Below are 19,779 nucleotides of genomic sequence, written 5' to 3' on the forward strand. Positions count from 1 at the left end.
TACATGGCGAAAACGCGTCGCGGCAGGGGCTTGACCGAGGCTGAACCGAGGCTTGAGCGGCGCGAAAGGGCCGCGTGCTCGGCCGCCGCCCACCCCTCGGTGTCCGTTGCCGCCGCCGAAGGCGCTGCTGCGGGCGCCGAGCGGCGGCTACGCTGAGCGGCCATGTTCGCTCCTCAAGGCCCCACCTTCAGGGAACTCGCCGTCCAGGCGCTGTCGTCCGTCGAGCACGGCTACGACCTCCTGGCGCCCAAGTTCGACCGCACGCCCTTCCGTACGCCGAAAGCGTTCCTGGACCCCGTCGCGTCCGTGCTCGCCGGGCTCGGACCCTTCGGCCGGGGCCTCGACCTGTGCTGCGGCACCGGCGCGGGACTCGACGTGCTGGGCGCCGTGTGCCGGGAGGGCGTCACCGGCGTGGACATCAGCGCCGGGATGCTCGCCGTCGCCGCCCGCGCGCATCCCGGAGCGGAGCTGATCAGGGCCGACGCGCGGGCGCTGCCCCTGCGCGCCGCGTTCGATCTCGCCGTCAGTTTCGGGGCGTTCGGCCACTTCCTGCCCGAGGAGCGCCCCGGCCTGTTCGCCCAGGTGTACGCGGCGCTGCGGCCGGGCGGCACGTTCGCCTTCCCCGTGGTGGCGCCGGCCAGGCCCGGCAGCCTCGGGCATCTCACGCTGCTCGGGTTCGACACGGCGATGCGGGTGCGCAACGCGCTGTGGCACCCGCCGTTCGTCATGTACTACCGAGGGTTCGCGCTGGCGGACGTCACCCGGGAACTCGGCGCCGCCGGCTTCCGCGTGGACCTGTACGCACTGGAAGACCTCGGCCGGCGCCCGGACGGCAGCCCGCGCGCCCGGCTCGTGGTGGCCGTGAAGTAGGGCGGCGAGCACGGCGGACGGGGCCCGCCGGCTTGCTCGGGCCCCGCCACGCTCGGCTCAACCGGCCATCACTTGCAGGTCAGTTGAGGGCCGGCCCAGTCCGCGTGGTCGTAGTCGATGCCGTCGCCGGCATCCGTCACGACCAGTTTCAGCTCGTCGGCGCCGGTCAGGTCGGCGGTGAGCGTCCTGGCGGCGTCCGCGCCCGTGACCCGGCCGCTGTCGGCGGCCAGTGCCCCGTCGCGGTAGACCCGGAAGTCGACCGACCCCCGTGCGCCCACTTCGTCGTCCACGCCGACGCTCGTCGTGAACGTGGTGCAGCCGCCGCCGAGGTGGTACGTCACCGCGGACGCCGCGTGGACGCCCAGGCCCTTGGCGAAGGCGGCCCCGTCGAGGGTGAGGGTCGTGCCGTCACCCGTGCCTTGTTCGCCGTTGCTGCGGTCGTGCTCGACGGGCCCCCAGCCATTGACGGCCGACGTCCACGGCAGGTCGCTGAGCTGGTGGAGCCCGCCCGTCGGCGGCACCGGCGCGCCGGGGGTGACCCGGTACATGACCGTGCCGTGCGCCGGCACCGACGCGCTGATGGCCCCCGTGGTGCTGGTCGTGCGGTGGGACCACAGGTCCTTGAGGCGGTAGGAGGAGGCGCCGCCGAGCCCGATGGCCTGCACGGTAGTGGAGACCGTCCGCGCGGAGCCGTTCTCGTTGGTGAGGGTCACCGAACGGCCGCCGTCCGCAAGGGGTTTGGTCATCACGACCAAGCCGCCCGAGCTGGAGACCACCGTGCCCTGACTGCCGAGCGGATCCTGGTCGACGGCGATGACGTCGGTGTTCTTCAGGATCGCCAGGGTGGCCGCGCTCGGGGCACGCAGATCGCTGCCGATGAGGAGCGGGGCCGCCATCTGCGACCACAGGCTGAAGTGGGTGCGGTACTCGGTGTCGGTCATGCCGCCGTTGCCGACTTCCAGCATGTCCGGGTCGTTCCAGCCGCCGGGGCCCGCGTAACGGGCGAGCGACTGGTTCTGGTGCGCGATGCCGATCATGCTCGACCAGGAGTCGCTGATGTCGCCCGTGGTGCGCCACGAGTTGCCGGTGCCGGAGGCCCAGGTCCACGGCTGGTTCTGGCCCCACTCGCAGATGCTGTAGAGGATGGGCCGGCCGGTGGCCTTGAGCGCGTCGCCCATCGCCCGGTAGCGCTGTCCGGCGTCGACGCCGTCGTTGTTGCAGTTGTCGTACTTCAGGTAGTCGACGCCCCAGGACGCCCACAGCTCGGCGTCCTGGCGCTCATGGCCGAGGCCGCCGGGGAAGCCCTGGGCGTCACACGTCTTGGTGCCCGCGCTGGAGTACAGACCGAATTTGAGCCCCTTGGCGTGCACATGGTCCGCGACCGCCTTGATGCCGTGGGGGAAGCGCACCGGGTCGGGCACGAGGTTTCCGGCGGCGTCGCGCTCCGGCAGCGCCCAGCAGTCGTCGATGTTGACGTAGGTGTAGCCGACGTCCTTGAGGCCCTTGGCGACGAACGCGTCCGCGATGCCCTCGACCATCGACTCGTTGAATTCGGCGCGGCAATGAGTCGAGTTCCAGTTGTTGAATCCCATCTGCGGGGTACGCGCCAGACCGTTGCCGACGGCCACGGCCCGAGGGGCGGTCACGACGTCCATGGCGGCCGTCACACCGCCCGTGATGAGAGCGAGGGTAGTCAGGCAGACCAGCAGACGGTGTCTGAAGCTGTGCGGTTCGGCAGTCATGTGCGGCTCCGGTGGGGGTTATTGGCGCACAAACGAACGGTGTCGAACGAAAGCAACCACATCCCAGCGGCCGGCCCCGTGCATGTCAAGAGCAGGAACGCTGTTTCGGGCAAGTGAGGAGAGACGACAAGTGAAGCGCATCGGCCTGGTGGCCGCCCTCGTGGTGCTCGCGGCGGCCGCCGTGGCTCTCGCCGTGACGGCGGGCCCCTGGTGGTGGCTTGCCGCCGCCCCCCTGCTTGCCCTGGCCGCGACCGGAACGTACGACCTCGTACAGCGCCGCCACTCCGTGCTGCGCAACTACCCCGTCCTGGGGCACGCGCGGTTCCTCCTGGAGGCGATCCGCCCCGAGACGCAGCAGTACTTCATCGAGCGCGACTACGACGGCCGCCCCTTCGACCGCGACACCCGCTCCACCGTCTACGAGCGGGCCAAGGGCACCGCCGACCAGGCCCCCTTCGGCACCGAACTCGACGTCTACCAGCCGGGCTATGAGTTCTTCGCGCACTCGGTCGCGCCGCGCCCCGTGCCGGACCGGCCCGCCACGGTCCGGGTCGGCGGCCCCGGCTGTGCCAAGCCGTACGACATGGCCCTTCTGAACGTGTCGGCGATGAGCTTCGGCTCGCTGTCCGCGCCCGCCATCCTCGCCCTCAACCGGGGCGCCAAGGAGGGCGGTTTCGCGCACGACACCGGTGAAGGCGGCATCTCGGACCACCATCTGCGGTACGGCGGCGACCTGATCTGGGAGATCGGCACCGCGTACTTCGGCTGCCGCACCCCCGAAGGCGGTTTCGATCCCGACGAGTTCGCCCGCAAGGCCGCCACCGACAGCGTCCGCTGCGTCTCCCTGAAGCTGTCCCAGGGCGCCAAGCCCGGCAAGGGCGGCGTACTGCCGGGGGCCAAGGTGACCGCGGAGATCGCCCGGGTACGCGAGGTGCCCGAGGGCAAGACCGTCATCTCGCCCAACCACCACGAGGTGTTCTCCACCCCGCGCGAACTCATCCGCTTCATCGCCCGCATGCGCGACCTGGCCGGCGGCAAGCCCACCGGATTCAAACTGTGCGTCGGCAGCCGCCGTGACGTCCTCGCCCTGTGCAAGGCGATGCTGGAGGAGGACATCACCCCCGACTTCATCGTGGTCGACGGCGCCGAGGGCGGCACCGGCGCCGCCCCGATGGAATTCGCCGACCATGTGGGCACGCCCCTGACCGACGGCCTCTCCATCGTCCACAACGCCCTTGTCGGTACCGGCCTGCGCGACCGGGTGCGGATCGGCGCGAGCGGCAAGGTCGCCACCGGCGCGGACATCGTCAAACGTCTCATCCAGGGCGCCGACTACACCAACGCCGCCCGCGCGATGATGTTCGCCGTCGGCTGCCTCCAGACCCAGCGCTGCCACACCAACCACTGTCCCGTCGGTGTCGCCACCCAGGACCCGGAGCGCAGCCGGGCCCTGGACGTCGAGGACAAGTACCGTCGCGTCCAGCGCTTCCAGGAGGCCACCGTGCACAGCGCCATGGAGATCATGGCCTCGCTCGGCGTGAGCGACCCGGCCGAGCTCCGTCCCCACATGCTGCGCCGCCGCACCTCCCACCACGCGGTCGCCTCCTACGCCGAGCTCTACACCTGGCTCGAACCGGGCCAGTTGCTCTCCTCGGCCGCGCTTCCCGAGGAATGGGCCGAGCCGTGGAAGAACAGCGACCCGGACTCCTTCAGCGCCTGAGGCGGTCCGGTCCGCCACTCCAGGGGCCCCGGCCGGCGTCCGTCCGTGATCGGCTTGACTGTACGCGGACGGAAGGGGATTCCCGCATGACCGAGACCACGACACCATCCGCGCCGGCCCGCTCCACCGGGGTGCGCCGCATCACGCTGGACGCGGACGGCACCACCTTGTCCGGGCTCCTGAGCGAACCCGCCCAACTCCCGCCCCGCGCCGTCGTGGTGGCCCTGCACGGCGGAGGCATCACCTCGGGCTACTTCGACGGCCAGGCGCACCCCGATGTCTCCCTGCTGACCCTCGGCGCCGCCCTCGGGTTCACGGTGCTCGCCCTCGACCGCCCCGGCTACGGCGCGTCCGCCGACCGCCACCCGGGGGGACTGCCGCTGGACGAGCAGGCCGCGACCGTGCGCGTCGGCCTCACGGAGTTCGCCGCGCGGCACGCCACGGGCGCGGGCTACTTCCTCCTCGGCCACTCCTGGGGCGGCCTGCTCACCCTGACGCTGGCCGCCGAAGCCGAACTCGCCGCGTCCTGCGTGGGGTTGGAGGTGTCGGGGTGCGGCCGCCGCCTGGCCCCCGAGCCCGAAGGGGACGACCAGGACCGCGACCTGCTCCTCATGCTGCGCAACTGGGGCCCTCGGGAGCTCTGTCCGCCGGGCACGATGTTCACCACACAGGCGGACCTCGCGCCGATGCCGGTGCGCGAACTGGCCGCGGTGATCGCCTGGACCCGCCGGTGCGACGACGTGCTGGCCCGCATACGGATCCCGGCCCGTGTGACGTTCGCCGAGCACGAGGCCTGGTGGGCCCAGAGCGACGACGACCTCGCCGCTCTCGCGTCCCGGCTGGGCGCGGCGCCCCGGGTGGTCGTCGACCGCCAGCCCGCCGCCGGGCACAACGTCAGCCTCGGCCGGACCGCCCGCGCCTACCACCTCAAGGTGCTCGGCTTCCTGGAGGAGTGCCTGAACGGGAGAGGGTCGGGAAAGCCCTGATGCGGGTCGGATCGACCGCTCAAGGCTCAGGGGCGGGCTGAACGACGCGCGGGCAAAGGAGCGGGCAACTCCAGCGTGATCAAGGCGCGTTGGGGCGACTTCACGCCTCATCGGCCAGACGCAGGACGAGCCGGTCGAGGAAGGCCTGCTGGCCCTGGACGAGCAGGGGCGCCGCCACCTCGGGTGCCAGCCAGGCGAAGTGGTCCATCTCGGGGAAGACGCGCATCGTGCCCGAGCGCCGGGGCCACTCCATGGTGAACGTGCCCGGCACCGCGTCGGCCGGATCCAGATCGCCTTCGACGGCCCACACGGTCACGGTCTTGCCGCCGCGCTGCACGATGTCGCCCAGCGCGATGAGCGTCCCCTCGGGGGCCGGAAGACCCAGCTCCTCCGCGAACTCCCGCCGCGCCGCCGCCTCGGGCCGCTCCTCGGCCTCGTACTCTCCCTTGGGCACCGACCAGGCCCCCGCCTCACGGCCCGCGAAGAACGGGCCGCCCATGTGCCCGACCAGCACCTCGATCCCGTGTCCAGCCCTGCGGTACAGCAGGAGCCCGGCGCTGCGTTTTCCGCCCATGCGGCCAGTGTGAGGGTCCGCCGGGCGTGGCGCCACGGGGCGGGGGAAGCGGTGGGGTTCCCGTTGATATGGATGGGTATCCGCACGGTGGAACGCGAGGTGAGGAGGTGGTGGGATGAGGGATCCGGGGCGTGACGAGACGGCCGAGGAGCGTGCCGACCGCAAATGGGGCGATCTCCTCCAGGAGCTGAGGGTCGCCCAGACCGGCGTGCAGATCCTGTTCGGTTTTCTGCTCGCGGTCGTGTTCCAGCAGCGGTTCACCTCGCTGAGCACGACCGACCGGACCATCTACGTGGTGACCGTGGTTCTGGGCGCGGCGACGACCGGCGCGCTGATCGGGCCGGTCTCCTTCCACCGCGTGCTGGCCGGCAAGCGGCTCAAGCCGCAGACGGTCCGGTGGGCCTCCCGGCTCACCGTGGTCGGCCTGGTGCTGCTCCTGTGCACGGTGGCGAGCTCACTGCTGCTGATCCTTCGGGTCGCCCTGCACAGCGTCCTGGCGCCCTGGCTGGTGGGCGTGGTCGTGTGCTGGTTCGTCGGCTGCTGGTTCGTGCTCCCGGCTCTGGCGCGCAGGCACTACCGCGACCGCGACCGGGAGGAGTGAGGGGGCGGTCTGAGGGGGCGGTCGAGCGGTGACCGGGGCCCTTAGTTGTTTGACTGCTCCGAGTGCTTGGCGGAGACGGCGAGCGTGAAGGAGTGCCCGGCGGGGTCGGCGTAGACGCGCTCGTCGCGCGGCCCGTTGTTGTTCTTGGTGTCGACGGGGGTCGCCCCCAGGGTGATCGCCTCGCGCTCGGCCGCGTCCATGTCGCCGTACGCCACGACGATCCGCAGATGCGCCTGCTGGGAGTCTTCCGGGCGGGGCCAGCTGGGCGGCGCGTAGCCGTGGTCACGGCGAATCGCCAGGTGGACGCCCTGGCCGCCGACGACCTCGACGAAGTCCGAGTCGCAGCCGGTTTCGATCTCACCGCCGAGCAACTTGGCGTAGAACTCGGCGAGTTCGACCGGTTCGGCACAGTCGAGGACAAGGATGCTGGTCTTGAAAACACTCATACGGAGCGAGTGCCCGCCCGGAGGCATCGCCTAACGGACCCTCAAGGGGTGTTCTCCGCAAGGCTGTTGTAGCGCAGCAGATACTCCGCGAAGCGGTCCAGGTCCTCGGGGGTCCAGTCGGCGAGCCGGTCGTGGAAGGCCTGGCGGCGCAGCTCCGCCGCCTCCGCGAGCTTGGCGGTGCCCGCCGGGGTCAGCCGGAGCAGCTGGATGCGCTGGTCGTCGGGGTCGCTGACCCGCTCGATGAAACCGAGCCGTTCCAGGCCCGCGATCTGCCGGCTGATGGTCGACTTGTCGAGCATGTAGTAGGCGGCGAGATCGGTGGCCCGGCAGCCCTTCTGGTCCTCCAGGTGGGACAGCAGGGTGAACGAGACGAGCGAAAGCTCCGGGTGCATCCGGGCCGCGGCGGCCCGCGCGCGCCGGGCGAACGCCGTCAGCTCGCGCTGGATGGTGACGACCGACTGGTCTCGGCTGAGCACGACTGATCCCCTCTCCGGTCATGAGTTGGTTGCATAATACAACACCAACAGCCGTCCCGGGCCCCCGCCACGCCCGACGGGCCCCGCTCACCCGGGCGGCGGGTCATCGAGGGGGGCGGCGGGGACGCCGGGGGGCGTCAGGGGTGGCGGGGAAGCCGGGGGCGCCGGGTGCATCGGGGGTGCCGGGGGCGGCGAGGGCGTCAAGGGTGTCGGGTGGGCCGGGGGCGCCGGAGGTGCCGGTTGCGCCGAGGGCGTCAGGGGTGGCGGGGAAGCCGGGTAGGCCGGGGGCGCCGGGTGCATCGGGGGTGCCGGGGGCGTCGGGGGTGCCGGGTGGGCCGGGATCGCCGGAGGTGCCGGTTGCGCCGGGGGCGTCAGGGGTGGCGGGGAAGCCGGGTGGGCCGGGGGCGCCGGGTGCATCGGGGGTGCCGGGGGCGTCGGGGGTGCCGGGTGGGCCGGGGTCGCCGGAGGTGCCCGGTGCGCCCGGGGCGTCAGGGGTGTCGGGGGCGCCAGGGGCGCTGAGGGCGCCGGGCAGGCCGGGTGCGCCGGGTGCGCTGGGGACGCCAGAAGTGCCGGGGGTGCCGGGGGCGACGCGTGCGCCGGGGGTGCCGGGGGCGTCAGAGACGCCGCGTGCGCCGGGGGTGCCGGGTGGTCCGGGGACGCCGGGGGTGGCGGGTGCACCGGGTGCACCGGGTGCATCGGGGGTGTCAGGTGCGTTGAGGGTGTTGAGCGCTTCGGTCAGCCAGGTGGCCCAGAACGTCTCCAGTGCGATGCCGCCGCGCAGCACCAGATGCCGCAGGCGGTCCTGTTCGCTGTCCCGCTCCGGCGGGAAGTCCTTCGCCTCGATGGCCTGATATGTCGTCGATTGACCCTGGTGCAGGCCGAGATGGCGCTCCAGCTCGGCCCGCAGGCCATCCGTCCCGATCACCGCCGCCGCGCGCACGCGCAGCAGCAGCGGGTCCCGCAGGGGCTTCGGGTCCTGCCCGGCCGCCGCCCACTGGGCGAGCTCGGCCCGGCCCGCCGGCAGCACCTCGTACTCCTTCTTCTGGCCGCGCACCGGCGCGGCGGGCGCCAGCGCGCGGATGAACCCGGACTGCTCCAGCTTGCCCAGCTCGCGGTAGATCTGCTGGTGCGTGGCCGACCAGAAGTAGCCGATCGACTTGTCGAAACGGCGCGTCAGCTCAAGCCCGGACGAGGGCTTTTCGAGCAGTGCGGTCAAGATCGCGTGCGGGAGGGACATGACCGCATCCTAGGTTCGCGGCCGCGCCGGCGGACCGCGCCGCCCGGCCACACCGCTCAGAGCGCGGCGGCCAGCCGGGTGCCCTGGTCGATGGCGCGCTTGGCGTCCAGCTCGGCGGCCACGTCGGCGCCGCCGATCAGGTGGACCGTCGCGCCCGCCGCGCTCAGCTCCTCGTACAGGCCGCGCCGCGGCTCCTGGCCCGCGCACAGCACGACCGTGTCGACGGGCAGCACCGAGGACTGCCCGTCCACGGTGATGTGCAGGCCCTCGTCGTCGATCCGGTCGTAGCGCACGCCCGGGACCATGGTCACGCCCCGGTGCTTCAGCTCGGTGCGGTGGATCCAGCCCGTGGTCTTGCCGAGCCCCGCGCCGACCTTCGTGGTCTTGCGCTGGAGCAGGTGGACCTGGCGCGGCGGCTTGGGCCGCTCGGCCCCGCGCAGCCCGCCGCGCCCGGCGTACGTGGTGTCGACGCCCCACTGGCGGAAGTACGTCTGTGCGTCCAGGCTCGCCGCGTCGCCGCCGTCGGTGAGGTATTCCGCGACGTCGAAACCGATGCCGCCCGCGCCGACGACCGCGACCCGCTCGCCCACCGGCGCCCCGTCCCGCAGGACGTCGAGGTAGCTGACGACGCTCGGGTGGTCCGAGCCGGGGATCTCCGGGGTGCGCGGGGTGACACCGGTGGCGACGACGATCTCGTCGTACGAGCCGTCACTCAGGTCCGCCGCGCGCACCTCGGTGTTCAACCGCACGTCCACGCCGCGCAGTTCGAGCTGCGTACGGAAGTAGCGCAGCGTCTCCTCGAACTCCTCCTTGCCGGGCACCCGCCGGGCGATGTCGAGCTGACCTCCGATGCGGTCGGCGGCGTCGAAGAGGGTGACCGCGTGGCCGCGCCCGGCCGCCGCGACGGCGAAGGCGAGCCCGGCCGGGCCCGCGCCGACCACGGCGAGGCGCTTGCGCAGCTTGGTGGGGGAGAGCACGAGCTCGGTCTCGTGGCAGGCGCGCGGGTTGACCAGGCAGGAGGTGATCTTCCCGCTGAAGGTGTGGTCCAGGCAGGCCTGGTTGCACCCGATGCAGGTGTTGATGGTCTCGGCGCGCCCCGCGCTCGCCTTGGCGACGAACTCCGGGTCGGCGAGGAAGGGACGCGCCATCGACACCATGTCCGCGCGGCCCTCGGCGAGCAACTGCTCCGCCACCTCAGGGGTGTTGATGCGGTTGCTGGTGATCAGCGGGATCGACACCGACCCCATCAGCTTCTTGGTGACCCAGGTGTACGCGCCCCGGGGCACCGAGGTCGCGATGGTGGGGATGCGGGCCTCGTGCCAGCCGATGCCGGTGTTGATGAGCGTGGCCCCGGCCGCCTCGACGGCGCGGGCCAGGGTGACGACCTCCTCCAGCGTCGAGCCGCCGGGCACCAGGTCCAGCATCGAGAGCCGGTAGATGATGATGAAGCCGTCGCCAAGACGCTCGCGGGTGCGGCGCACGATCTCGACCGGGAAGCGCGTCCGGTTCTCGTACGAGCCGCCCCAGCGATCGGTGCGGTGGTTGGTGGCGCCCGCGATGAACTCGTTGATCAGATAGCCCTCGGAGCCCATGATCTCGACGCCGTCGTAACCGGCGGACTTGGCGAGCTCGGCCGCGCGCACGAAGTCCTCGACGGTGTTCTCGACCTCGTCGTCGCTCAGTGCGTTCGGCACGAAGGGGCTGATCGGCGCCTGGAGCGCGCTCGGAGCGACCAGGTCCTCGTGGTAGGCGTACCGGCCGAAGTGCAGGATCTGCATCGCGATCCGGCCGCCCTCGCGGTGTACCGCCTCGGTGACGGTGCGGTGCTGCGCGGCCTCCGCCCCGGTGGTGAGCCGGGCGCCGCCGGGGTAGGGGCGGCCCGCGTCGTTCGGGGCGATGCCGCCGGTGACGATGAGGCCGACGCCGCCGCGTGCGCGCTCCGCGTAGAACGCGGCCATCCGTTCGAACCCGTTCTCGGCCTCTTCGAGCCCGACGTGCATCGAACCCATCAGCACCCGGTTGGGCAGCGTGGTGAACCCGAGGTCCAGGGGGCTCAGCAGGTGGGGGTACGCGGTCATGGGGGCGCCTCCGGGTGGGGTGTCGTCACCCCCCGTTGTAGTCCAGCCAGGACCCCTTATGCAACAAGTTGCATAACACTGAGGCACCCCTCACACGCCCCGCGCCCACGCCCCACGCCCTGGTGGCGGTCGGTCGGGGTTGCGCTGGCGCACGCGGAAGAGCCCCGGGGCTTTTGAGGGGCGCGAGGAACTGCGCGAGCACCCCGCACGGCCCGCAGTCAAAGGCGGGGCCCTTAAGGGGCGCGGGGAACTGCGCGCTCAGCCAGACGCAGCCCGCAGTCGAAGGCGGGGCTTTTGGGGGCGCGGGGAACTGCGCGAGCACCACGCACGGCCCGCAGTCGAGGGCGGGGCCCTTAAGGGGCGCGGGGAACTGCGCGACCAGCCACGCCCCGCCCGCAGGCGAAAGCGGGGTTTCAGGGCCCCGCACCCCGGAGAGCCGAAGGCAACCCGTCGCGTCCGGGGTGGGGCCGAGGGGGAGGCAACCCCCTCAGACCTTCCGGTAGGCGTACGCCTCCGACGCCGCCGCCTCGACCCCCTCCAACCCCACCCCCGCCCCCGCGCTGACGACCGCCGCCACCGCCCCCTCCACGAAGGGCGCGTCCACCAACCGCGTCCCGGACGGGAGTTCGTCCCCCTCGGCCAGCAGCGCCTTGACCGTGAGGACCGCGCTGCCCAGATCCACCAGCACGGCCACCCCCGCACCCCGGTCGACGGATTCGGCCGCCGCCACGATGAGCTCCGCACTGGTACCGAGCCCGCCGTCGGGCAGCCCGCCGGCGGCGGCGACGGGGACGGTGGCGTCGCCGCCCGCAAGGCCCCGGGCCAGCTCCGCGACCGCCGCCGCGACCGCCGCGCTGTGCGAGACCAGCACCACGCCGACCAGCGGCTCGGTCCCGCTCACGCGGCGGCCTCCACCAGCGCGCCGATGAGCAGCGCCGCCGACGCCGCCCCGGGATCCTGATGCCCCACCGACCGTTCGCCGAGATAGCTGGCCCGCCCCTTGCGGGCCCGCAGCGGCACGGTCGCGGCCGCCCCCGCCCCGGCCGCGTCGGCCGCCGCACCGAAGGACTCGCCCAGCGCGTCGACGGCGGGCAGCAGCGCGTCCAGCATCGTCTTGTCCCCGGCCGCCGCCCCGCCGAGCAGGCCGACCGCCGCCACCCCGGCGCCGAGCGCCCGGGCCAGCTGCTCCCGGGTGACCTCGTCCGCGTCCCCGAGCTCCTTGCCCATGCGCCGCAGCAGCGTCCCGTACAGCGGACCCGACGCGCCGCCGACGGTGGAGATCAACTGCCGCCCGGCGAGGGCGAGTACGGCCCCCGGGGTGCCCGGAGGCTCCTTGCCGAGCGCCGCCGCCACAGCGGTGAAACCACGCCGGAGGTTGGCCCCGTGGTCGGCGTCCCCGATCGCCGAGTCGAGGTCGGTCAACCGGGCTTCATCGCGGTCGACCGCGTCGGCGGTGGCGGCCATCCAGCGGCACATGAACGCGGCGTCGAGCACAGGCTCTCCCTCACTCATCACTCAGCAACCCCAGCGCAGCGCGGGCGTGTTGACCGGCGCGTCCCACAACCGCAGCAGTTCTTCGTCCACTTGACAGAGCGTCACCGAACACCCGGCCATGTCCAGCGAGGTGACATAGTTCCCGACGAGCGTACGGACCACCGGCACCCCCCGCTCGGCGAGCACCCGGTGCACCTCCGCGTTGAACCCGTACAGTTCGAGCAGGGGAGTGGCGCCCATCCCGTTGACCAGGAGGAGTACGGGACTGGTCGGCCGCAGATCGTCGAGGACGACGTGCACGGCGTAGTCCGCGATCTCCCGGGCGGTCATCATCGCCCGCCGCTCACGCCCCGGCTCGCCATGGATGCCGACGCCCAACTCAAGCTCACCGGGCGGTAGTTCAAAGGTCGGGCTGCCCTTGGCCGGGGTCGAGCAGGCGCTCAGCGCCACCCCGAAGCTGCGCGCGCTCGCGTTGACCTGACGGGCGATCGCCTCGACCCGCTCCAGCGGCGCGCCCTCCGCCGCGGCCGCTCCGGCGATCTTCTCGACGAACAGGGTGGCGCCGGTGCCGCGCCGCCCCGCGGTGTAGAGGCTGTCGGTGACCGCGACGTCGTCGTCGACCAAGACCTTGGCGACGCTCACCCCCTCGTCCTCGGCCAGCTCGGCCGCCATGTCGAAGTTCAGGACGTCGCCGGTGTAGTTCTTGACGACGAACAGCACCCCCGCGCCGCCGTCCACGGCCGCCGCCGCCCGCACCAGCTGATCCGGCACCGGCGAAGTGAACACCTCACCGGGGCACGCGGCGGACAGCATCCCGGGCCCCACGAATCCGGCGTGCAGCGGCTCGTGCCCGGAGCCGCCGCCCGACACGAGGGCCACCCGACCGGCGACGGGCGCGTCACGCCGCAGCACCACCCGGTTCTCCACGTCGACCGTCAGCGCGGGATGCGCGGCCGCGATGCCGCGCAGCGCGTCGGCCACGACGCTCTCGGGCACGTTGATGAGCTTGTTCACCATGACCTCCAGGCGAGGCGTGCGGAGTGTGTCGGCCCCAGTATCACGCGAAGCCCGGAGCGCGGGCAGGGCGGAGCGGCCGCAGCGGGCGTCCGCCGGTCGCCCGCCCGATGACGTCGGGCCGGTTGGTGATGAGGCCGTCCACGCCGCGCCGCACCAGGGCACGGGCGGCATCCGCGCTGTCGACGGTCCAGGCGTTCACGCGCATCCTCGGCCCGTGCGGACTCCTGAGCGCGTGCACCGCCCGCACATACGCCGAAGTCACCGCGCGCTGCTCGGTGTTGAACTCGTCCACGAAGGCGGCGTACTGCCCGAGCCGGGACAGCGGTACGTTGCCGAGGAAGCCGGTGCGCACCTCGGGGCGCAGCCGGTGGGTGGTGCGCAGCGCGGGGGCGCTGAAGCTCTGGACGATCAGGCGCCGGGTCAGATGCGGCCCGTCGAGCCACCCGGCCCGGCCGAGCGTGTCGAGGGTCTGGCGCTCGATCCCCGGGTAGAGCTCCGGCTGCTTCAGTTCGAGCAGGAGACTCTGGCCGGTACGGTCCAGCAGGCTCAGGTACTCCTGGAGGGTCGGCACGCGCTCGCCCCGGAAGCCCGGGCCGAACCAGCCGCCCGCGTCCAGCTGCTCGATCTCGGCGAGCGTGAACGAGCCGACCGCCCACGGGGAGCGCCCGGGGTAGCGCCGTTCGGCGTCGGTGGTGCGCTTCAGGGTGGTGTCGTGGATGACGACGAGCGCTCCGTCGCGGGTGCGCTGGACATCGTTCTCCACCCACTCCACGCCCAGATCCGCGGCCGCGCGCACCGAGCCGAGGGTGTTCTCGGGGGCGTGCGCCGGAGCCCCGCGATGGCCGAAAACCGTGACCGGTGCGGTCGGTGCGGTCGGTGCGGTCGGTGTGACAGTTGCGACCGGTGCGACGGTCGCGACCGGCGTGGCCCGCGTGGAATCGGCGGACAGGGCGAGGATGAGGGCGAGGACCCCGCACAGCGCGCCGACGACGGTGAACACGGCGGTGCGGTGGCGCATGCGCATTCCTCACGACGGGTTCGGATCAACGTCCGCGAGGGTGCCAGCTCGTGACGCGCGGCGGCACCCGCCCCGGGGGACGGTGGCCAGAACGCGGCCGTGTTCCCCGGTGCGGGTGGCGCGGGCTCGGTCAAAAGACCCAGGAGCGTGCAGGTGAACGGCCCGGCGGGGCAGGCCAGCGCGGGGTGAGGGCGCCTTATGGGGCGTACGGCTCGAAAGGGCCGCAGCACGCACGTGCAGGAGGAGGGCGGGGGCCGGGGCGGGGCTCAGCCGTCCGCCCCCGCCACAGTCACGCCTTGCCCTCGTAGCGCCGCTCGAAGCGGGCGATACGGCCCTCGGTGTCGACCGTCCGCGCCTTGCCCGTGTAGAAGGGGTGGCTCTCGGCGGAGATCTCCACGTCGATGACGGGGTAGGTGTTGCCGTCGTCCCAGTCGATGCTCTCCTCGCTCGTCGCGGTCGACCGGGTCAGAAAGGCGAATCCGGCCGCGCGGTCACGGAAGACGACCGGCTGGTAGGGGGGCTGCTTGTCGCGCTGCATGGAGTCTCCGGGGTGTCGGTCGGCACAACTGCGGTGTGGCGCAAGGGGTTTGGGCTGCTGGGGGGCCGCGTACCGGGGGCGCACGCCTTCCCGCAGCCGCCGGGGGTGGTCAGGGGCTGTCGATGGCGTCCTCGTCGACGACGTGCATCGCGGCCTCCTCGGCCGAGGACGCCGCGCCGTCCAGGCCCACGTCCGTGGCGAGCAGACGGGTCTCCTCGTCGGGGTGCGCGCCCTCGTCCGGGGCCACGAGCCGGCCTGCGCGGGCCGCGCCGACCTCGTTGTCGCGCGGCTCGCCGTCGGTGTCCCAGGTGTCGCCCACGCCGTCGCCCTCCGCGTCGGCCACCTCGGGGAGCTCATGGGCGAGGCGCTGCTCCAGGCTCTCGCCGCGCAGCCGTTCGGCGGCGGTCACCCCGGGGCGCTCCACGGCCCAGGGCCGTTCCGGCGGCGAGTACCCCGTGTCGAGCGGGTCCTCGGGCCCCTCGTCCAGGGTGTCCTCGGTGCCCAGGATGCCCTCGTCGTCCTGCACCTCGGAGCCGTCGGGCTGGTAGACCTCGTCTCCCCACACCTCACTGTCGACCACGGCTGCCTCCTGGGTTGCGCCGGCGGTTCGCGCGCCGCGGATCCGATCCGGCCGGCACCTCCAGTGTCGGCCCGCTCGTCCCCGCCGACCACCGCACGCGATCCGGCCGGGTGATCCGGGCCGGGGCAGGGGGCTCCCGCGCGCCGAAGCGGTCAGGCCACCTGGGACGGAGCCTCTTTGAACGCGTTCAAGTCCGTGCGCTAGGGTCTCAACAACGAGGGGGTGCGCGATGAAGGTAGTGATTCCCGGCGGTACCGGGCAGGTCGGCTCGATCCTGGACCGGGCGCTGACGGCCGCGGGCCATGATGTCGTGATCCTCACGCGACGGCCGCGCGGCCCGCGCCAAGTGGGCTGGGACGGCGAGACGCCCGGCGCGTGGACCGATGTCGTCGACGGCAGTGACGTCGTCGTCAACCTGGCCGGCCGCAGCGTCAACTGCCGCTACACCGAGGCGAATCTGCGGGCCATGATGGACTCGCGCGTACGCTCCGCCCAGGTCGTGGGCCGGGCCATCGCCGACGCGGCACGGCCGCCCGCGCTCTGGCTCCAGATGAGCACCCGACGGTGTACGCGCACCGCTTTGACGCGCCCAATGACGAGGCGAGCGGCATCCTGGGCGGCGCCGAGCCGGACGTTCCGGGCTACTGGGCCTTCAGTGTGGAGATCGCCAAGGCCTGGGAGGCGGCGCAGGAAGAGGCGCGTACGCCGTACACGCGCAAGGTCGCCCTGCGCTCGGCGATGGTGATGAGCCCCGACCGGGGAGGCGTCTTCGACGTGCTGTCGAAGTTGGCCCGCCTCGGGCTCGGCGGTCCGGTCGCGGGCGGGGCGCAGTACGTCTCCTGGATCCACGACCACGACTTCGTCCGGGCGCTCCGCTTCCTCGTCGAGCGCGACGACATCACAGGACCGGTCAATCTGGCGGCCCCCGCTCCGCTGTCGCAACGGGCTTTCATGCGCGCGCTGCGCGCCGCCCGGGGCATCCCGGTGGGGCTGCCCGCGACCCGGTGGATGGCCGGGCTCGGCGCGTTCGCGCTGCGCTCGGACACCGAGCTGCTGCTCAAGAGCCGTCGCGTGGTGCCCGGCCGCCTCTTGGACGCGGGCTTCACCTTCGCGTATCCCGAGTGGCCGGGCGCGGCGGCCGACCTGGTCGCACGTGCCCGGTCCGGGCACCCGGGCCGGGTCAACCTCCCGGTCCGGAGCGGGAGTTGAGCCGTTTGCGGATGAACCCGGCGAGCACGAGCAGCCAGGCCGCGCAGGCGGCCCACAGCACGCCCTCGCCGAGCGGGCGCAGCCACCCGGTCCCGGTGGCGGTGGCGGCGGTCAGCGCGGCGACCGAGGTCATGCCGAGCGGGAAGACCGTGGACCACCGCCGGATGTCGTAACGCGGCCGAGGCCTTCGCGCCTCGAAGCCGAGCAGCACCGCGCACGCCGCGAGATTGACGCCGATCAGGACGAGGGTGGTGGTGCGCAGGGCGGCGTGCGCGGCGCCGGTCCACAGCGGTGAGGTGGTGAGTTTCGCCGCGGCCAGCGCCGAGATGGCCGGCGCGCCGCCCGCGATCCACTGGTCGCCGGCTCCCCTGGTCAGCTCCCGAACGTCGAATCGGGCCAGCGCCTCCCCGTAGAGGAGCACGCCGAGCACGAGCGCGCCGAGCGCGGCCCACCCGAGCCAGTCGCCCGCGCCCGCCAGGGAGAGCGTCGCCGCGAGCACCGCCAGGCCCTGCGTGGCCACGCACACCAGGAAGGCGGCGCCGGGCATCCGGGGGTGCCAGTGGCGTACGACCGCGATCAGCAGCCCCGGCCAGATCACCGCCGCGAGCGCGAGCAGCCCCGCCGCCACGTCCTCGCGGCCGAGCGCGCAGAGGCGGGTGCCGAGCACCGTGGTGGCGGCGACGGCGGTGAGCGCGGGTGGGGTGTCCGCCTCGCCGGACCAGCGGGCCCGGTTTCCCAGCAGCCGCCACAGGAAGTCCCAGGCGAGCAGCAGCCACAGGAGCACGGCGATGGCGAGTCCCACCCGGGAGAGCGTTTCGTGGACGGTCAGGTGCAGCCCGATGGAGACGATCGCGGTGGCCATGACGGCGGCGCCGGCGGCCGGCGGCAGCTCGGCCCACCACGGGGCGCCCTGGCGGTTCATGGGCCCATCTCAACGCGGGCGGTCCGCCGTCGCCACCGAGGCGACTCTCGCTCCCGCGCCGCCGAGGTGGCGTCCACGGACAGATGCTTGTAGAGTACAACTCATAGCAGTTGTAAAAGCCAACCATTGCGCTCGCGGTTCGTGACCGGTCCCGGTCGCGGGGACGAGCAGAAGGGTCCGCTCATGTCCGCAGGTCACAAGGCCGGCCGGCCCGGCGCGTCGGCGCTCGTGCGTACGGCGCCGTCCAACCCCGCGCTGCGGCACGTCCTCACGCATCTGATCACCCCGCTCCTGATGTGCCTCGGCATGGGTCTCGCCTACCTCGGCGCGTTCGTCTCCCCCGAACCGCACCACCTGCCGGTCGCCGTCGTGGGGGCGGGCCCCGAGGCGAAGGTGTTCGCGCAGACCATCCAGGACAAGGCAAACGGAGCGGCCACGGCGAACACGGCAGGCGCGGCAGGCAAGGCGGGCGACAAGCTCGACGTGCGCACCCTCCCCGACCGCGCCACCGCCGTGGACCAGCTCAAGTCCCGCGACATCACCGGCGCCTACGTCCTGGACGCCAAGGCACCGGAGCTCATCGTCGCCTCGGCCGGATCCGACATGAGCGCCACCGCCGTCGAGAAGATCTTCACGCCGGTGGCCACCGCGCAGGGCGCCCCCCTGAAGATCACCGACGTGGTGCCGCCGGTCTCCGGCGACCCCACGGGCTCGGGCCTCTTCTTCCTGCTCATCGCGGTCAGCATCGGCTCGTACGCATCCGTCGCGGTGCTCGGCGCGGCCGGGGCGGGTCTCACGCTCCGGACCCGGGCGGGCCTGGTGGCCGGGGTCTCCTTCGTGGTCTCCCTGATCGGCGCCGCCTTCGCGGGACCGCTGTTCCACCTGGTCGACCACGGACTGTGGGGCGTGTGGGCGATGGCCTGGCTGTACTCGGCGGGCATCCTCTTCCTCGGCGTCGGGCTGCACACCTTCCTCAAGCGCTGGACCACGCTCGCCGTGATGGTGCTCTTCGTGATGCTCAACTTCACGAGTTCCGGCGGGCTCTTCAGGCCCGAGCTCCAGAACGGGTTCTTCGGCGGTCTGCACGCCTTCTGGAACGGCGCGGGCCTCCTGGAGGGCATTCGCGACCTGGTCTACTTCGGCGGCCACGGCCTCGCACGCGATGTGTGGGTCCTCATCGCCTGGCTGGTCCTCGGTCTCGCCATGATGACGATCTCCGGCGCCGTCGAACGCCGTCGGACGCCCGCAGTCGAGGTGACGCGGTCCGAGACGCCCATGACACCTCCGGCGCCCGCCGAGTCCACCGTGGCCCAGGCCACCGCCACCACCGAGGCCGCAGAGGCCGAGGAGGAAGAGGAGATCGAGGAGGCCGTCGGCGTCTGAGGCGCCGGCACCGCCACCCACAGCGGCCCCCGACCGCCGGGCGGGGCGACGCCGGTCCGCCGGTGCCGCCCCGCCCGGCGGTCGCGCGACTCCCGGAGTTCTTGGACCTGGTCGGGGCCTGCCGGCGGTTCGTCGCGGCCACGGGTCGGATCGTGCCGTCGCTGCGGGAGTGACGGTTCGGATACCCGTTCACCGCCAACCCGGATGACCTGGAGGCATACGACACGGCCCGGGTGCACGTGCTGCTCGCCGAGGTCCGCCGCCTGATCGCCGGCACCATCTGCCCCGGCGACGTCTTGGTCAGGGCTTCGGCTGCCTCGACGATCAGCAAGAACTACCCGTAACCCCCAAGCCCTGCTGTAACTGTTATTGTTACGGCAAGGGGGTGTGGTGAAGACGTGAGCGCGAACAGCAGGATGACGGTCGCCGTCCATGTGCTGACCTGGATGGCCCTGGTGCACGGCCGCGGGCGTGACGTGGTCACTTCGGACCAGATCGCCACGAGCGTAGCCACCAACCCCGTCGTGATCCGGCGCGGCCTCGCCGATCTACGGAAGGCGCACCTGGTGACCGTCCGTCACGGAGCCGGGGCCGGTTGGACGCTGGCTCGCGAACCTGAGTCCATCGCGCTGCTCGACGTCTACCGCGCGGTGCACGACGACCCTCTGTTCGCCCTGCACCGCGGTGAACCGAATCAGGCGTGCCCGGTCGGCCGCGGCATCCAGTCCGCGCTGCGCCACGTCTATGGCGACGCGGAAGAGGCTGTCCGACGGCAGCTCGCGGGGGTCTCGGTCGCGGACGTTCTGAGGGAGACCCTGGCCGACCGCTCCGGCTGATACGCCGAGCGGGGCCGGCCGAGTCCACCCGTACCCGCAGTTGTAACAGAAC

General features: G+C 72.7%; 19 protein-coding genes and 2 pseudogenes. 8 read left to right on the plus strand and 13 right to left on the minus strand.

Going from position 1 to position 19,779, the window contains the following annotated elements:
- Positions 1-162: 162 nt before the first annotated feature.
- Positions 163-870: a class I SAM-dependent methyltransferase gene (locus tag ACFYM2_RS15910; protein WP_358995808.1), complete on the plus strand. Its 708-nt coding sequence runs from the start codon at positions 163-165 to the stop codon at positions 868-870.
- A 68-nt stretch (positions 871-938) separates the two neighbouring features.
- Here the strand turns inward: ACFYM2_RS15910 and ACFYM2_RS15915 are convergent, their stop codons facing one another.
- On the minus strand, positions 939-2,612 hold the full coding sequence (locus tag ACFYM2_RS15915; RefSeq protein ID WP_388456813.1) for an NPCBM/NEW2 domain-containing protein: 1,674 nt from the start codon (positions 2,610-2,612) through the stop codon (positions 939-941).
- A 130-nt stretch (positions 2,613-2,742) separates the two neighbouring features.
- Between ACFYM2_RS15915 and ACFYM2_RS15920 the strand changes: the two genes are divergently transcribed.
- Together ACFYM2_RS15920 and ACFYM2_RS15925 are read left to right on the plus strand one after the other, a co-directional pair.
- Complete coding sequence (locus tag ACFYM2_RS15920; RefSeq protein ID WP_358995811.1) at positions 2,743-4,332, plus strand: FMN-binding glutamate synthase family protein; 1,590 nt, start codon at positions 2,743-2,745, stop codon at positions 4,330-4,332.
- Between the two features lie 86 nt (positions 4,333-4,418).
- Positions 4,419-5,318 carry an alpha/beta hydrolase gene (locus ACFYM2_RS15925; RefSeq protein ID WP_388836613.1) on the plus strand — a complete coding sequence of 300 codons (900 nt, stop codon included), beginning with the start codon at positions 4,419-4,421 and terminating at the stop codon, positions 5,316-5,318.
- A gap of 100 nt (positions 5,319-5,418) precedes the next feature.
- On the opposite strand, the gene ACFYM2_RS15930 is transcribed toward ACFYM2_RS15925, so the two are convergent.
- On the minus strand, positions 5,419-5,892 hold the full coding sequence (locus tag ACFYM2_RS15930) for an NUDIX domain-containing protein (protein ID WP_388836616.1): 474 nt from the start codon (positions 5,890-5,892) through the stop codon (positions 5,419-5,421).
- Positions 5,893-6,007: 115 nt separating this feature from the next.
- Between ACFYM2_RS15930 and ACFYM2_RS15935 the strand changes: the two genes are divergently transcribed.
- Positions 6,008-6,493: a DUF6328 family protein gene (locus tag ACFYM2_RS15935; protein WP_350228976.1), complete on the plus strand. Its 486-nt coding sequence runs from the start codon at positions 6,008-6,010 to the stop codon at positions 6,491-6,493.
- Positions 6,494-6,534: 41 nt separating this feature from the next.
- Here ACFYM2_RS15935 and ACFYM2_RS15940 read toward each other — a convergent pair whose 3' ends face one another.
- From ACFYM2_RS15940 to ACFYM2_RS15985, 10 genes and pseudogenes are all read right to left on the minus strand, one after another.
- On the minus strand, positions 6,535-6,939 hold the full coding sequence (locus ACFYM2_RS15940; protein ID WP_358995821.1) for a VOC family protein: 405 nt from the start codon (positions 6,937-6,939) through the stop codon (positions 6,535-6,537).
- Between the two features lie 41 nt (positions 6,940-6,980).
- Entirely contained in the window at positions 6,981-7,415 is a 435-nt protein-coding gene (locus tag ACFYM2_RS15945; protein ID WP_358995824.1) for a MarR family transcriptional regulator, read from the minus strand.
- A 715-nt stretch (positions 7,416-8,130) separates the two neighbouring features.
- A pseudogene (locus tag ACFYM2_RS15950) lies at positions 8,131-8,652 on the minus strand (PadR family transcriptional regulator); the annotation flags it as partial.
- A 56-nt stretch (positions 8,653-8,708) separates the two neighbouring features.
- The gene (locus ACFYM2_RS15955) at positions 8,709-10,730 is read right to left on the minus strand and encodes an NADPH-dependent 2,4-dienoyl-CoA reductase (protein WP_388836620.1); all 2,022 of its coding nucleotides are present in this window, start codon (positions 10,728-10,730) and stop codon (positions 8,709-8,711) included.
- A 487-nt stretch (positions 10,731-11,217) separates the two neighbouring features.
- On the minus strand, positions 11,218-11,631 hold the full coding sequence (locus tag ACFYM2_RS15960; protein WP_358995828.1) for a PTS fructose transporter subunit IIA: 414 nt from the start codon (positions 11,629-11,631) through the stop codon (positions 11,218-11,220).
- Positions 11,628-12,224, minus strand: a complete 597-nt coding sequence (gene dhaL, locus ACFYM2_RS15965; RefSeq protein ID WP_388457127.1) for a dihydroxyacetone kinase subunit DhaL — start codon at positions 12,222-12,224, stop codon at positions 11,628-11,630. Before dhaL ends, ACFYM2_RS15960 begins: the two co-directional genes overlap by 4 nt.
- A 21-nt stretch (positions 12,225-12,245) precedes the next feature.
- Entirely contained in the window at positions 12,246-13,238 is a 993-nt protein-coding gene (dhaK, locus tag ACFYM2_RS15970) for a dihydroxyacetone kinase subunit DhaK (protein WP_388457125.1), read from the minus strand.
- 43 nt (positions 13,239-13,281) lie between these two features.
- Positions 13,282-14,259, minus strand: a complete 978-nt coding sequence (locus tag ACFYM2_RS15975) for a glycerophosphodiester phosphodiesterase (RefSeq protein ID WP_388836623.1) — start codon at positions 14,257-14,259, stop codon at positions 13,282-13,284.
- 289 nt (positions 14,260-14,548) lie between these two features.
- Positions 14,549-14,797, minus strand: coding sequence for a type B 50S ribosomal protein L31 (locus tag ACFYM2_RS15980; protein WP_358995834.1), 249 nt, complete (start codon positions 14,795-14,797; stop codon positions 14,549-14,551).
- A gap of 109 nt (positions 14,798-14,906) precedes the next feature.
- A complete protein-coding gene (locus tag ACFYM2_RS15985) occupies positions 14,907-15,377 on the minus strand; it encodes a DUF5709 domain-containing protein (protein ID WP_358995836.1) in 471 nt (156 codons plus the stop codon).
- 229 nt (positions 15,378-15,606) lie between these two features.
- On the opposite strand from ACFYM2_RS15985, the pseudogene ACFYM2_RS15990 reads away from it, so the two are divergent.
- Positions 15,607-16,586, plus strand: a pseudogene (locus tag ACFYM2_RS15990) (TIGR01777 family oxidoreductase).
- On the opposite strand, the gene ACFYM2_RS15995 reads toward ACFYM2_RS15990, so the two are convergent.
- Positions 16,558-17,508 (minus strand): hypothetical protein, encoded by a 951-nt coding sequence (locus tag ACFYM2_RS15995; protein ID WP_388836625.1) that lies wholly within the window; start codon positions 17,506-17,508, stop codon positions 16,558-16,560. The pseudogene ACFYM2_RS15990 and the gene ACFYM2_RS15995 overlap by 29 nt on opposite strands.
- A 183-nt stretch (positions 17,509-17,691) precedes the next feature.
- Between ACFYM2_RS15995 and ACFYM2_RS16000 the strand changes: the two genes are divergently transcribed.
- From ACFYM2_RS16000 to ACFYM2_RS16010, 3 genes are all read left to right on the plus strand, one after another.
- Positions 17,692-18,891 (plus strand): hypothetical protein, encoded by a 1,200-nt coding sequence (locus tag ACFYM2_RS16000; protein ID WP_388836628.1) that lies wholly within the window; start codon positions 17,692-17,694, stop codon positions 18,889-18,891.
- Positions 18,892-18,953: 62 nt separating this feature from the next.
- Complete coding sequence (locus ACFYM2_RS16005) at positions 18,954-19,064, plus strand: DUF6192 family protein (RefSeq protein WP_388836631.1); 111 nt, start codon at positions 18,954-18,956, stop codon at positions 19,062-19,064.
- Between the two features lie 225 nt (positions 19,065-19,289).
- Positions 19,290-19,727, plus strand: a complete 438-nt coding sequence (locus ACFYM2_RS16010) for an Rrf2 family transcriptional regulator (RefSeq protein WP_388836634.1) — start codon at positions 19,290-19,292, stop codon at positions 19,725-19,727.
- Positions 19,728-19,779 lie beyond the last annotated feature (52 nt).

It is taken from the genome of Streptomyces sp. NPDC006711 (assembly GCF_042869775.1).
GTDB lineage: Bacteria > Actinomycetota > Actinomycetes > Streptomycetales > Streptomycetaceae > Streptomyces.